This window comes from Pontibacter vulgaris (assembly GCF_022758145.1).
Lineage (GTDB): Bacteria > Bacteroidota > Bacteroidia > Cytophagales > Hymenobacteraceae > Pontibacter > Pontibacter vulgaris.
Window position 1 is genome coordinate 1,125,323 of record NZ_JAJVDH010000003.1, and the last position, 14,510, is coordinate 1,139,832.

Consider the following 14,510-nt stretch of genomic DNA (forward strand, 5'->3'; position numbering starts at 1 on the left):
TAGCTTGCTGTTATACTTAACTTCTAGCTAACATCAGTTTATTAACCATACTATAGCTAACCATAATACACGCAAAGAAAGCAACTGCTAAAATAAGATCATCCAGTAACGGGAATTTTTCAAACAGGGTGAAAGCTGCAACAGCCAAAGCTAATAAGACCACACCTGCAATCAATCTGGCCATAAAAGTAGTAGATGCTATCAATCGGGTTTTAACAGTAATTAAATGTGTAATTAGGGTAACTATGATCAGGGGTAATATAACTCTTGGTAAACCTGTACTCAAAGCTTTACCAATCAAATCGAATCGGTCAGATACAGCTAACTCTGCAACTATAAAAAGCGACAGTAACATTAATGCGAGCAAGGAGCTATAAGATACTTGTTTCATGGGTTTGCGAAGTTTGTTCAAGTTAAATTATATAGTATAAACTAAATATACAATTCTTAAAACATATATACTACTACTTCACTACCTCATTCACTGCATCAATCATTGTCAGCACTTCGCTTGGGTGGTTGTTAATTCGTTCGCCGCGTTGTTTGCCCAAGCGTACTATAATAATTTCTTTTTCAGGCATAACAATAATATACTGCCCAAGTATACCACGCGCATAAAAAACACTTTGTCCTTTATAGTTAGGGAGCAGCCACCACTGGTAACCATAAAAATCTGTTTTCTCACCGGTCAGAGCATCTGGCAAACCGCTTGGTGTTAAAGATGCTTTTACATAAGCCGGATCCACTATAGTGTCGCCATTCCAGATGCCATTATGTAAGTATAATTTACCGATGCGGGCAAAATCGCGGGCGTTACTAAAAAAACAGCAGTAGGCTTTTTCGTTACCTCCCGGATGGTCAACGCTCCATTCTGCGTTGTGGTCTGCGCCAATGCGTTTCCATAATTTTTCTTCGGCATAGTCGCTCAGGTGTTTGCCGGTAGCGGCCTCCAGCACAAACCCCAGTATCTGCGTATCACCACTTTTATAGCTGAATTTTTTACCGGGTTCATCTACTGCCTCCAGGCTCTTGATCACTTTTTTCAGATCGGAGCCATAGTAGGCCTCAGTAGTTACAGAAAGCGGGTTCATGTAAGATTCGTCCCAGTTCAGGCCGGAGCTCATCCAGAGCAGGTGCTTTAATCTGATCTTTGCTTTCGCTCCTTTTTTAAAATCCGGAAGAAAATCAGCAACAGGCTGCTCTATACTTTTAATGGCACCTTCCTCCAAAGCCACGCCTACAAGTATACTTACTATACTTTTAGCCATCGAGAAAGAGTTACTCTTTGATTTTTCAGAATAGCCATCCCAGTACTGCTCATAAAGGATAGAATCTTTGTGCACCACCAGAAATGCCACCGATTCTAATTTCTCGTGCAGCTTTGCTAATTCAGGCGGTAACTTTACTTTATTATAGTTTTTGGCAACAGCCCAGGCAACAGGTTTTGCTGGCGCTTTTATTTTGCGCTGCTGAAAAATCAGGTGATCATCTATATCGGCAAAATTGTGGTAAATGGCTTTGTACACATAGTTTTTATCAGCCATGTGCAGCCATGCAGCCAGAAGACCTAACAGCAACACCGTGCCAAGCCCAAAGCGTTTTGCTCTTCGGTTCATGGGCAGTTGCTTAAAAATCGTAACCGAGTGTTACGTAAAATTTAGGGCCATTGCTCTTATAATCTTCTTCGCCCCAGGCAACATCCAGTTTACCATACACTCCAAACAAAGTAGTGCGTGCACCAAAACCATAGCCCAGCAGGAACGGGTTGCGGTAATTGATAACGGTAACTTCAAACGGATCGGCCTGCGTTGGGCTTGTGCGGCCACCAACTACGCGCGTATTGATAGAGTTATTGCCTGTGAACGGGTTAGCACCATTATAAGCCGAACCCGCATCGCCGAAGGCAGTAAGCTGCAGGTTACGGAAGAAGCCCGATGGAATAGGCCCGTTGTAAATATACTGCACAATAGGAATGCGCAGTTCTGCATTTGCCAACAGGTATTTGCTGCCGTTGCGGGTGTTATAGTTAAAGCCGCGTAGCGGTGTGGCATATTGCAGGTAAAACAGATCGGCAGGCGCCCTTACAACAATATCGTTCTCATCTGTTGCATCATCATCCGAAGCAAAAAGCCAGTTATCCATACCCCCGATAAGGAAGCGCTTAGGCGAATTACCGAAGAACGACCCATAACTCAGGCGCGTGGCCAAAATTATCTGGCGGTGCAGTTTCTGGTAATGCCGCAAATCCAGGTAAAACTTATTGAAGTTAACATCCGAATTGCCGAAGCCTTTCAAGGCAAGTATACCAGCTTTCATACGGGTGCCTTCGAGCATGTTTACACCCGTTGCTACCGTGTTATCATATACCACCTCCACGTTGCCGCCGCCAAAATTATTTACGCTGTCAGGCGTGGCAAAACTATTAACGAAAGTAAAGCGGGTGTTCACAAATTTAGGCTTCATCCGGATGCTGGTGCTGTGGCTTAGCGGATAAACCAGCGTTGGCGAAAATTCATGCTTCCCAAAACGCAGCACGGCACCTGTTTCTTCTACCTGCGTTACAATCACATCGCGCTCGTATTGCATGCCAATATCGAAACGGTTTTTCAGGTTCATGTACTCGGCAAAGAAACGGCTTGTCTCCAGGTCGGTGCGCAGGAAGGCATTGCCCCTGATGTGATGATTTTCAAAAAGATCGCTCATGTTTACACCTGCCACTATACCAAACCCAAGCTGTGGATCGGAGTAGACGGATGAAACAATTTCCTGCACGCTAAACCGCAGGTCGTAATCCATAGGGCCCAGTAACTGGGTGCCATCGGATGTGCTGGAGCGTTTTACAGAAGTAACAGGTTTTTTAACTTCTGTTGTTTTAGCTTGCTCCTGCGGCTGATCGGTTCCGAATTCGTAATTCTCAATATTTACTTCGCCTTCTTTCCTGGCTGGGTTTTGCTTTTTAGGGTCGTTTTCGAGGAGTTTGCGTGTAGGCCCGGGGGCAGTAACCGGAGTGCGTGCCCTTGCTTCCAGAATAATCTGCCGCGATGTTTTTGGCAGGCTGTCCAGTGAGGTTGCTGTATAGTTTGGTACCAGGTATACAAAGTTTCGGGCACCATCATTGGCAACTATGGCCAGCGTACTTTTGTCGCTGCTGTAATCGAAATCGTCTATACTTTGCAGGAAGTTCGTAAGCGGTTTGCTCGAGCCAGAAGCAACATCAAGCAAGTATAAACTTCTGATACCGTTTTGCTCGCCTATATATGCCAGGTTATCATCAGCTGTAGGCCGTGGGCGTAATTCGCTGGCTATAGAGTTTGTTAGTTGCCTGAAGTTAGCCTGTTTGCCTTCTCTTGTCAGCAAAAAGATGTCGTAATTGTTTACCACGCTCTGGAAATCAGCCTTTGGCGTAAGGCCGGTTGTATCTATCCAGCGGTTAGAGCTAAACGCAATGCTGCCATTTCTCAGGAAAACCGGATTAATGTCGTCGTAAATATCATCGGTTATCTGCTCTAAGCTACGCCCGTTGCTACGCAGCACATACAGGTCGCTCTGCCCATCGCGTACCGCGCTCACAACTATACTTTGCCCGTCTGCAGAATAGCTCATGTCGCGCACCTGCGAAAAATCTTCGAGCGTGGCGGCTGGCTTCATTATATCGTCATAGTATGGAATAAACGACTTGCGATCGTTGGCAGCTACCTGGCGCAAGGTCATTTTGCCACGCCGTGCTTCTATAAAGCCAAGCTGCGAGTTTGAGCGCCATGCCAGCACCGGTAGCTTATAATCTACATGCTGGTCCTGGGTTTTGTAACCATTCTTCCAGACAATGTGGCTGCGCTTACTGCGTACATCCTGCACAATAATGCGGTAGCCACCGCGGTCGTTTTCGGCATATGCCAGCAAAGTACCGGCAGGGTTAAACACTGGCTCTGTGTAGCGCAGGTTGCGTTTATTCTTGCTGAAAAGCTTATTATCGGCTGGCAAGTTCACCAACGGGTTATCGGAACGTTGGTTTATCTGCACATAGTAGTTGCGCCAATCCTGCAGAAAACGCTTGTAAGGGATGTTAAGGCTGCTTGTTACACCTACTTCCACATCGCGGGTTATGCGTGTCAGGTTCAGGATATTCTGGATAGAAGTATAGCCGTAGCGCTCGGCAATGTAGTTCCAGATGGTCTGGCCGGTTAGCTCCTGGTTACGCAAAAAAAGCTGCTCATTTCTGATACTCGGATCTTTTAGCATCATATCGCGCACGTAATTATCCATACGCATGCTCCATCCTTCGGCAGTATAAGCTGCTACGCCGCTCACAAACCAATCGGGCAAACGAAGCAGGTAGCTACTCTGTAATGCTTCCTTTAAACTACCGCCATACATCATATCGTTCAGCAGTAGTTCTGTAAGCTGGTAACTCAGGTCGCGTTTAAAATCGGTTTGGGTACCATCGAAAGCAAGCTCAATTTTGTTCTTCAGGAATAGTGTTTCTCCCCCGGTCTGGAACTGGTCGTTATCGAGGCCAATGTTGCTCTGCTTTAAATCGGTGGCAGAGTTATAAAGTATAAGCGTTATTTTAGAATAAGGATAATACCCGATAAGGCTGGTAATGCGCTTTAGTTCGCGTTCGGCGTACTCAGCTGCGTGCTGTGCCGTAGGGTCGCCGCCTTTATAGAAGTACAGGTTAAAGTTTTGGGTACTATATAGCTTCCAGTCGAAGTTCTTGTATTGGATACGGCTCTTTCCAAAAACATCGCGGTTGGGCTGCGCTACTAAAGCGCTGCTACTGCACACACAGAGTAGAAATAGCAACAATAACCTTGTATTAAAACGCATGCGCTCAGGGTTATGGGGTTTGGTGTTTTATATAGTTGTAATATAACGAAAAATATCTCGAAATGTGTACTTCCGGAAGCAATTCTGTTTCGCCGGCAAGTGCATCTGCAAAGTGCTGCGACAGGTAAGGCGCCATTAATACACCTTTAGAACCCATACCGTTAAACACACTCAGTTGCTTATAGTTTGGGTGCGTGCCCGCCAAAGGTCTGCGGTCGCGGACGGCGGGCCGTATACCTGCCCAGTGCCCGGTAACCGTAAACTCCTGCGTGGTAATTTGCCGGAACCGCTCTGCCAGCTCTTCTTTTCCCTGCTCCGTTATTTCTTCATCAGGATTTCGCCAGTCGTAGGTAGCTCCTATTATAAAGCGACCTCCTCCTTCCGGAACAACGTAAACGGCTTTGTTATAGATGCATTCGGGGCTGAAATTCTGTTCGGTCTGTACTTCTAGCACCTCGCCTTTGGTAGGTTGCAAGGGCAGCCACGCAAAGTATGGGTTATTTACTATCTGGTAACCTTCGCAAAAAACAAGATGCTTCGCTTCTATACTTTTATACTTCACACCACTTTCTGTCAGTTGCAGCTCACTTATCTCAAACCGCTCCGGTAGCATCAGGTGTCGCTTCAGCAGGTCTTCGGTCAGCAGATCGAGCATAGCATATACATGCAGAAAGCCACCTTTCTCTATCATAATCCCGCCAAACGGATCATCTATGCCTGGCTGGTTTATACTTTGCGTATAGGTTGCTGAAATATACGCATCCCAGTTGCCTCCGGCGCTTTTGGCCATCCAGGTGTTCTGCTCTTCTATACTTGAAAAGATTTTATAGATAGGTTTATGGAAAAACAGTTGCTGCCCATAACGTGCTTCCAGCGCATCGTAAAAGGCATCGGCAGCAGGTATAAATGTATCCACGAGCCACGATTTGGCAAAACGCTTACCGGCAACCGGATTTAACAGACCAGCCGCTACCCGCGACGCCGAGTTCTCTTTTGGCTCATCTATCACTAGTACGTTCTTGCCGCGACTTCGTAAGGTTTCTGCTAAAATGGCACCAGCCAGGCCGTGGCCAACAACTATAAAATCGTAAATCATGTGGGCAATTTACGACAAGTATGCCTTAAATTTGTAACTTAGATGCCGATTTTGTGGGTTAGCCTGCACTTTAAAAGTATAAATTATGAAGGTTACCTGCCTTACCTTTAACCAGTTTCAGGAAAACACTTACCTGCTCTACGACGACACCAAAGAGTGCGTGGTAATAGACCCAGGTTGCTACGAAAAGCATGAGCAGCAACAGCTCAAAAACTACATCGAGCAAAATAACCTGAAAGTAGTAAGACTGCTGAACACGCACTGCCACATAGACCATGTGCTGGGCAATAAATTTGTAGCCGATACTTACAACGTGCCACTGGAAATACATAAAGATGACCTGCAGACGCTACGTTCTGTTCCGGCCTATGCGCCTGTGTATGGCTTTCCGATGTACCAGGAAATACTTCCGGAGGCTTACCTGAAAGAAGGTGATACCATAAAGTTTGGCAATACAGAGCTGCAGGTGATTTTTGCACCGGGCCATGCGCCGGGCCATGTGGTATTTTACAACGAGCTGAAGAAAATCTGCATTGGAGGCGATGTGCTGTTCCAGCAAAGTATAGGCCGTACCGATTTACCCGGCGGCGATTTCGATACGCTTATCCAAAGTATAAAAACAAAACTTTTTACGTTGCCAGATGAGGTAACAGTTTACCCGGGCCATGGCCCCGAAACCACCATCGGTTACGAGAAAAAGTATAATCCATTTTTGCGCTAATTACTGCGCCAACCTTTACATGAAGAAACACATACCCAATGCCATAACCTGCCTGAACTTATTTACAGGTTGCCTGGCTTTATACTTCGCTTTTAAGGGAGAGCTTGTTTACTCGGCTTACCTGATCGGGATTGCTGCTATATTTGATTTCCTGGATGGCATGGTAGCCCGTGTGCTGAACGCTTATTCCGAAATAGGAAAACAACTGGATTCGCTTGCAGATATGGTTTCGTTTGGCGTGGTGCCGGGCACGATCATGTTTAGCCTGCTAAGCAGATCCGGAGAATCTATACCTGGTATACCTGCCGATATACTTCCGTTCTTCGGTTTCCTGATAACTATTTTCTCGGCACTGCGCCTGGCTAAATTTAACATTGATACCCGCCAGACTACTTCTTTTATTGGTTTGCCAACGCCAGCCTGCTCGCTGTTTGTGGGTTCGTTGCCGCTTATACTTGCCGGAGGGTCGTTGCTATCTTTCGAGTTTATCCTGAACCCTTATCTACTGGTAGCGCTTACTATTATACTTTCGTACCTGCTGGTGGCTGAGCTGCCGCTATTTGCGCTTAAGTTTAAAAGTCTGCGCTGGAAAGACAACGAAGTTCGTTTTATTTTCCTGGGCATGTCGGTTATCTTACTTGCCCTTGTTAAATTCGCAGCGATACCACTAATCATCGTGTTGTATATCCTTTTATCTATCGTTAAAAAAACATCTCACTCATGAAATTTATTGCCGAAATCAATGTAATGCCTCGTCCGGAGTTGTTAGACCCACAAGGTAAAGCGGTGCTGTTAGGTTTAGAGCACCTTGGCCTGGACCAGGTTGGTGACGTGCGCATTGGCAAACACATTAGCCTGCAACTGGAAGCAGAAAATGAGCAGATTGCGAAGGAGAAAGTGGAAAAAGCCTGCAGCAAACTACTGGCTAACCTTATAATGGAGTCTTACAGCTACGAGCTGAAGCAACAATAATACACCTTGCTGCACCGCTTTACTGGCCAGGCAGTTAAAATTTATACTTCGGATGATGGCTGTTGTGTAACATAAACACGCAGCCATCATCCTTGTTTTTATTACCCGCTAACTTAGTTTTATATGAGGCCTTTTAGTTTCGTATACATGTGCCTGTTGCTTTTTTCAGGCTGGCTATCTGGCGAGGTAAAAGCTCAGAACGCACCCGCACCTGCGCTTACAAAACTAACTTGGCAAGGCTATGAAATGGTGTTGCCCAACGGGAACATGCCCGGTAAAATTCCCTCTTTTAGCGGTGCCAGCCTCGATTATGTGGAGCGGCTGCCATACTATAAAATCAGCATTCCCAACCTCCGTTTACAAAATTTTATACTTAACAGCACCAGCTACGAGCCCTTCTCAGCTGACGATGCCAAACTTTTTGATGTTGAAAGTATACATCCGGAACCAGCCATAAGTATAGTTAATGCCACAGAAAATAAAGTACCTGTTGCTATAGTTACGATACTTCCGATCCGGAGAAACAAGCAAACCGGCAGACTGGAGAAACTCATAAGCTTCAGTTATACTTATACTTCACAAACAACCGCAACACAAAGCACTACTGCCCGAAAAGCTGCTGACCTTACTAATTCTGTTCTGAGTTCTGGTAATTGGTACAAGCTGGGAGTTACTTCTTCGGGTATCCATAGAATAGACAAAGCTACGCTGCTGGCGCTGGGCATAAACACGCAGAACCTGGATCCCAAAACAATTCAGCTTTTTGGCAATGGCGGCGGCATGTTACCACAAGCTAACAGCGCCCCCCGCCCCAGCGACCTGCAGGAAAACGCCATTTGGGTATCGGGCGAAGCCGACGGTAAATTTGATGACACGGATTATGTTCTTTTCTATGCTCAGGGCCCGCACACCTGGACGTATAACGCCGACCAAAAACTTTTTAAACACAACTATAATATTTACTCCGACTCGGCTTATTACTTTTTGCGGGTAGGTTATACTTCTTCAGGAGCACGCATTAGCAGCAAAGGCCAGGCAGCAAACCCATCGCAAAGTATAAGCACCTATAACGAAAGGCTTTTTCATGAGAAAGACCTGCGCAATATGGTATACTCAGGCCGCGAATGGTATGGCGAAGAGTTCAGCTCTTTTACCCCAAATCGTGAAATCACTTTCCCGGTGAGCGATGTGGTAGCTGGCTCTGAAGTAAAGTTAACGGCTACGCTTATGGCAAACTCGCCGGCTGCAACCACTTTTACACTCAAGCTGAATAACCAATTGCTGGGCACGCAAAGTATAAACGGCCGTGGCACTTACGAATATCACCCTGAAGGCGTTAACAGCATTAAAACGTATACTATAAACCAACAGGACCTGGGCAATATTACAGACCTGAAAGCTTCTTTGGCCTTTGCTCCCGGTGGCAGTACAACCGCTATTGGTTACCTCAATTACCTGCAACTGAACTTTGAGCGTCAACTTAAATTATTCGGAGAGCAAACCAGCTTTCGCAGCATTGTAAGCCTCAATGCACCCGTTTCTACTTTTAAAGTCTCAAATGTTCCGGCTAATACCATTGTCTGGGATGTAACAGATCCGCTGCGACCAGTACTGCAACAAACTATACTTGGCAGTGATCTAACTTTTAGCGCTGTCACTTCTGTACTTCGCGAGTTCGTCGTATTTCAGCAAAACATAACTCAAAAACCTACTCCTCTGGGCAAAGTTGCTAACCAGAACCTGCACAGCCATAATCTTACTGCCGATGTTGATTTTGTGATCGTAACGCACCCTAAGTTTTTGCAGGAGGCTAATCGCCTGGCAGCCCACCGAAGCAAGCAAACCAACATGAATGTGCTGGTAGCCACTACTACCCAGATCTATAATGAGTTCTCATCAGGAGCACAAGATGTAACTGCCATCCGCGATTACGTGCGTTTGGTATATAACCGCAGCAACAAAAGTGGCAGCAATAAATTATACTTGCTACTCTTCGGCGATACTTCTTACGATTACAAAAACAGGCTTTTTAACAATACTAACTTCGTTCCTGTTTACCAGTCGCGGCAATCGTTACACCCTATTACCAGCTATTCTTCAGAAGATTATTATGGCTTTATGGATGAAGAGGAAGGCGAATGGGAAGAAAATAGTAACGGCGACCACCTGCTGGACATAGGCATTGGCCGGTTGCCGGCTAAAACTGCTACAGAAGCTGCCGCACTTGTAAACAAGATCATCACCTACGAAAGTCCAACACATTTCGGGGAGTGGCGTAACCAACTCTCATTTGTAGCAGATGATGGTGATTTTAACGAGCACCAAAACGATGCTGAATACCTGGCTAACTATGTAGAGCAACAACAGCCAAGATTTAATACAAACAAACTATACTTAGATCTTTTCAGGCAGGAAGCTGTTGCCAATGGCCAGCGCTCTCCAGAGGCGGTAGCTGCTATTGAAAATGCCGTGCAGCAAGGGTCGCTTATACTTAATTATACCGGTCATGGCAATGAAATAAGCTGGGCATCAGAGCAACTGCTAACAATTCCGCAGATCAACAACTTGCGTAATAAAGACAGGCTAACATTTATGTTAACAGCCACCTGTGAGTTCGGCCGTTACGATGACCCAGAAAGGTCATCTGGCGCTGAGGCTGCTCTGCTTAATTCCGAAGGCGGTGCGGTAGGCCTTATTACAACTACCCGACCTGTATACTCCAGTGGCAACCGCGTTCTTAACCGCAATTTCTTTAAAGGTGCTTTTACGTCTGTAAATGGGCAGATGCCGCGTTTAGGCGATCTTGTATTATTGACTAAAAATAACAGCATCACAGATAATACCAGCGGCTCACGGGGGGTAAACAATCGCAATTTCACACTCCTCAGCGACCCATCGTTACAACTGGCCTACCCTGCACTTCAGGCAAAAATAACGCACATGAATGGCAGGGAAATTACAACAGATACTCTACGTGCCTTAGAAAAAGTAACACTCACAGGCATTATCGCTACTGCAAATGGTACTATAGCTCAAAACTTTGACGGGAAGCTCCATATTACAGTTTTTGAAAAGCAAACTGTCAGCACAACCTTTGGAGATGAAAATGCTTCGCCAGAACAAGTAAAACAGCGTAAAAACATACTATATGATGGCCAGGCATCAGTTTCTAAAGGCTTGTTCCAGGTAAATTTTGTTGTACCTAAAGATATTAACTATCAGTACGGTAGCGGTAAGATCAGCCTATATGCCAGCAATGCTACAACAGATGCTGCCGGTGGAAATAATTCTATACATATAGGCGGCAGTGCCAATAATATCAGCACTGACAACACGCCCCCAACAATAAAACTACACCTGAACGACGAGTCTTTCGTATCAGGGGGGCACACCGGTCAAAATCCTGTTTTACTGGCAAAGATCTTTGATGAGAATGGCATAAATACCGCAGGCATAAGCAGCGGGCATGAGCTTTCGGCTATATTAGATGAAAATAGCGATAACAAAATATTTCTAAACGACTATTATACTTCTGACGTAGACAATTACCAATCCGGCACTATAAAGTTTGCTCTGAAAGACGTGAAAGAAGGCGCTCATACTATTAAATTAAAAGCCTGGGATACTTACAATAATTCTACTGAAGAATATATAGAGTTTTTTGTATCTAACAACAGCAAAATTGCGTTAGAGCACCTAGTTAATCATCCGAATCCGTTTTCGTCTAAAACAACCTTCCATTTCGACCATAACAGGGCAGGCGAAGATTTAGACATACAGATTCAAATATTTACAATTTCAGGAAAATTGATAAAGACCTTACAAACAACAAGTTATTCCAGCAAAACTCACGTTGCCGAATTAACCTGGGACGGCCGGGACGAGTATAAAGATATGCTTGCGCGCGGTGTATACGTTTATAAGGTAAATGTTCGTTCTCATCAAGATGGTGCCAAGGTTTCTAAATTCGAGAAACTTGTAATTTTGAATTAGTATAATCCTCATAATATATTTCTATATTTGATATAGCTATCAACACCCTACGTATGTATAAAAGAAGTACACTATACAAGGCCGCCTCATTTATGCTGGCCTTTGCCTCGGCACCACTTGCATTTGCACAAACACCTATTGGTCAGGATAATGAAGTAAAGGCTGTAACAACTGCAGTGCCTATACTCACTGTTGCACCAGATGCAAGGGGAGCTGCTCTAGGAGATGCTGGTATTGCGCTTAGCCCCGATGCTAACGCACCTTTCTGGAACCCCGCTAAACTTGGCTTTGTAAAGAACGATGTTGGTATTAGCTTTTCGCACTCGCCATGGCTGCGAAACATCGTAGACGACATGTCTTTAAGTTACCTGTCAGGCTATAAAAAACTGAACGAAACGTCTGCTATCTCAGCTTCTTTGTTATACTTTGATTTAGGAGAAATTCAGTTTATTGACGAGAACCGCAACCCTATACAAGATTATAGTCCAAAAGAATATGCTATCTCGTTAGCATACGGTCAGGCGCTAAGTGAAAAACTGAGTTTAGGTATTGGAGCCCGCTTTATACATTCTAACCTTGCAGGTAATGTTAATGTAGGTGGCTCAACCACATCTTTCGAATCTAAGCCTGGTAATACAGCGGCTGTTGACGTGGGCGTGCACTACATGACAGATATTAACGATAAGATCAATCTGGCTTTGGGTGCTAACATCTCTAACATTGGTGGTAAGATTGCTTATACAAATGCTGACCAAAAAGATTTTCTGCCAACTAACTTAAAGGTTGGTACTGCCGTTACAATGAATCTGGATGAGTTTAATGCGCTTACATTTGTGTTAGATGCAAATAAACTTCTTGTTCCATCGCCGGGAGCCGATAGTACACAAACTGTAGTAAGCGGTATCTTCACCTCTTTTGGAGATGCTGAAGGTGGCGCAAGCGAAGAGTTACAGGAAATAACTTTGGGTGGAGGTCTGGAGTATTGGTACAACCAATTATTTGCTGCCCGTGTAGGTTATTTTTATGAAAACCCTGAAAAAGGGGACAGAAAATTCCTGTCACTTGGATTAGGCCTTCGTTACCAGAAGTTTGGTGTAGATGTGGCTTACTTGGTGCCTAACGACAGCGGCAACCCACTTGCACAAACTTTCCGTTTCAGCATTGGGCTAAACCTGGAGTAAAGAATAGCATATAACATAATAATACATAATGCTTGATAGAAAAAAAGCACCAGCAACATACGAAATAGATGCCGTCTCGCTTCCGAGTGCAGAAGTTACAAAACTTGGCAATGGAGCTAGACTACATATCATAGAAAACAAAACCCAGCCCGTTATAAGGCTGGATTTTGTTTTTAAAGCCGGTAAGTGGTACGAACCAGCAACAGGCATTTCTGATCTTACCTCAAAAATGCTTTTAGAAGGCACAACTACTTATACAGCAAAGCAAATAGCAAATAAAGTAGCTTTTTATGGTGCTTCTTTTGAAAGTAACCATGGCTACGATAGAGTAGAGTATACACTTTATTGCCTTTCTAAATATCTGAAGGAACTGCTGCCTTTGGTTTTGGATGTACTACAAAACCCAACTTTCCCGGAAGGAGAGTTCGAATTGCTAAAACAACGTACTATCCAGAATATAAAAGTACAACGTCAGAAGAATGCGTACTTAGCAACTAATAGCTTCACAAAGCTTATATATGGAGCAAACCATCCTTACGTATTCGGATACGAGGAAACAGCGCTGAATAATATTTCCCTAGATGAACTAAAAAGCTTTTACAAACAGCAATTAAGTACACAAGGAATGGAAGTCTTCGCTTGCGGAGACTTGAATACAGAATCCAATATCTACCTTAAACAATCAATTGACGCCTTACAGCTTACTGATAAAAGTATAATTGATAATGGAAACAAAACTATAAATCTTAACTCAGAAGCTAAGTATAACTTTGTAGATCTACCAAACAGCATACAATCATCTATCAGAGTAGGTAAACATTTCCCATCTATACAGCATCCGGATTATCTTAAGCTAACAGTAGTTAACGAAATACTAGGGGGTTATTTTGGTTCACGTCTGATGAGAAATATACGTGAGGATAAAGGTTATACTTATGGTATTTATTCTGCCATGTCTCCTAAAGAACATGATACACTGTTTTATATAGGTACAGATGTAAACTATGAAGTAACCGAAAATACACTGGCTGAAATAAGAAAGGAAATCGAGTTGCTTCAAAAAGAAGCAGTATCAACAGATGAACTTGATGTGGTGAAGAATTACATGCTGGGAAAATTCCTTAATGATATCGCTACTATTTTTGATCAATGTGATAAGTATAAACACATCACACTTAATAATTTAAGTAGTGATCATTTTAATAATTTGCTACATACTATAAGAACAATTGATCAAAATGAAGTTCAAAATTTAGCTCAACAATATCTTTCGCTGGAAGAACTTAGTACAGCTATTGCTGGAAAGAAATAGATAGAACAAGAATTTACTAAAACAGAAAGAGCTGCTTATAAAAAGCGGCTCTTTCTGTTTATATGATTTGTCTCATTTTATATTCATAAGAAGAATTGAGAACATCGTTTAGTTGATAAAACTAAATCAACATTAGAAACCATCCCTTTTCAGTTATTATAAAAATGAAGTGACACCTGATTGATAAACTTAGAGTTGATCAGGTTTTCGATCTATATATAAACAGTGCTGCTTGTATTGGACCGGCTTGCTCCTGGGCTATTGCAGGTGGCGGGATGCTTTGCCTTCTACGCCCCAATGAGCAGGTGGTATAAACGGCAACACCCCTTGCTCAAGCAGAACAAGGGGTGTTGGTTGATGGGTTGGCGGCTACCTACTCTCCCGGATGTGACTCCAGTACCATCGGCG

At 44.0% G+C, this 14,510-nt stretch carries 10 protein-coding genes; 6 read left to right on the forward strand and 4 right to left on the reverse strand.

Features of this window, described 5'->3' with window-relative positions; all coding sequences use genetic code 11:
• Positions 1 to 16: 16 nt before the first annotated feature.
• The 4 genes from LWP20_RS10125 to LWP20_RS10140 form a co-directional block, all read right to left on the reverse strand.
• Positions 17 to 391, reverse strand: a complete 375-nt coding sequence (locus tag LWP20_RS10125; RefSeq protein ID WP_242928005.1) for a hypothetical protein — start codon at positions 389 to 391, stop codon at positions 17 to 19.
• Between the two features lie 73 nt (positions 392 to 464).
• Entirely contained in the window at positions 465 to 1,616 is a 1,152-nt protein-coding gene (locus LWP20_RS10130; RefSeq protein ID WP_242928006.1) for a serine hydrolase domain-containing protein, read from the reverse strand.
• Between the two features lie 10 nt (positions 1,617 to 1,626).
• Positions 1,627 to 4,827, reverse strand: a complete 3,201-nt coding sequence (locus LWP20_RS10135; RefSeq protein ID WP_242928007.1) for a hypothetical protein — start codon at positions 4,825 to 4,827, stop codon at positions 1,627 to 1,629.
• Between the two features lie 10 nt (positions 4,828 to 4,837).
• The gene (locus LWP20_RS10140) at positions 4,838 to 5,923 is read right to left on the reverse strand and encodes an NAD(P)/FAD-dependent oxidoreductase (protein ID WP_242928008.1); all 1,086 of its coding nucleotides are present in this window, start codon (positions 5,921 to 5,923) and stop codon (positions 4,838 to 4,840) included.
• Positions 5,924 to 6,008: 85 nt separating this feature from the next.
• Here LWP20_RS10140 and LWP20_RS10145 point away from each other — a divergent pair, with 85 nt between their 5' ends.
• The 6 genes from LWP20_RS10145 (at position 6,009) to LWP20_RS10170 (ending at position 14,102) form a co-directional block, all read left to right on the forward strand.
• The gene (locus LWP20_RS10145; protein ID WP_242928009.1) at positions 6,009 to 6,644 is read left to right on the forward strand and encodes an MBL fold metallo-hydrolase; all 636 of its coding nucleotides are present in this window, start codon (positions 6,009 to 6,011) and stop codon (positions 6,642 to 6,644) included.
• A 19-nt stretch (positions 6,645 to 6,663) separates the two neighbouring features.
• Complete coding sequence (gene pssA, locus LWP20_RS10150; RefSeq protein ID WP_242928010.1) at positions 6,664 to 7,368, forward strand: CDP-diacylglycerol--serine O-phosphatidyltransferase; 705 nt, start codon at positions 6,664 to 6,666, stop codon at positions 7,366 to 7,368.
• Positions 7,365 to 7,616, forward strand: coding sequence for a phosphoribosylformylglycinamidine synthase subunit PurS (gene purS / locus LWP20_RS10155; RefSeq protein ID WP_242928011.1), 252 nt, complete (start codon positions 7,365 to 7,367; stop codon positions 7,614 to 7,616). Before pssA ends, purS begins: the two co-directional genes overlap by 4 nt.
• 123 nt (positions 7,617 to 7,739) lie before the next feature.
• Positions 7,740 to 11,609 carry a type IX secretion system sortase PorU gene (gene porU / locus LWP20_RS10160; protein WP_242928012.1) on the forward strand — a complete coding sequence of 1,290 codons (3,870 nt, stop codon included), beginning with the start codon at positions 7,740 to 7,742 and terminating at the stop codon, positions 11,607 to 11,609.
• 53 nt (positions 11,610 to 11,662) lie between these two features.
• Complete coding sequence (porV, locus tag LWP20_RS10165) at positions 11,663 to 12,790, forward strand: type IX secretion system outer membrane channel protein PorV (RefSeq protein ID WP_242928013.1); 1,128 nt, start codon at positions 11,663 to 11,665, stop codon at positions 12,788 to 12,790.
• 28 nt (positions 12,791 to 12,818) lie between these two features.
• A complete protein-coding gene (locus LWP20_RS10170; RefSeq protein WP_242928014.1) occupies positions 12,819 to 14,102 on the forward strand; it encodes a M16 family metallopeptidase in 1,284 nt (427 codons plus the stop codon).
• The last annotated feature ends 408 nt before the right edge of the window (positions 14,103 to 14,510 follow it).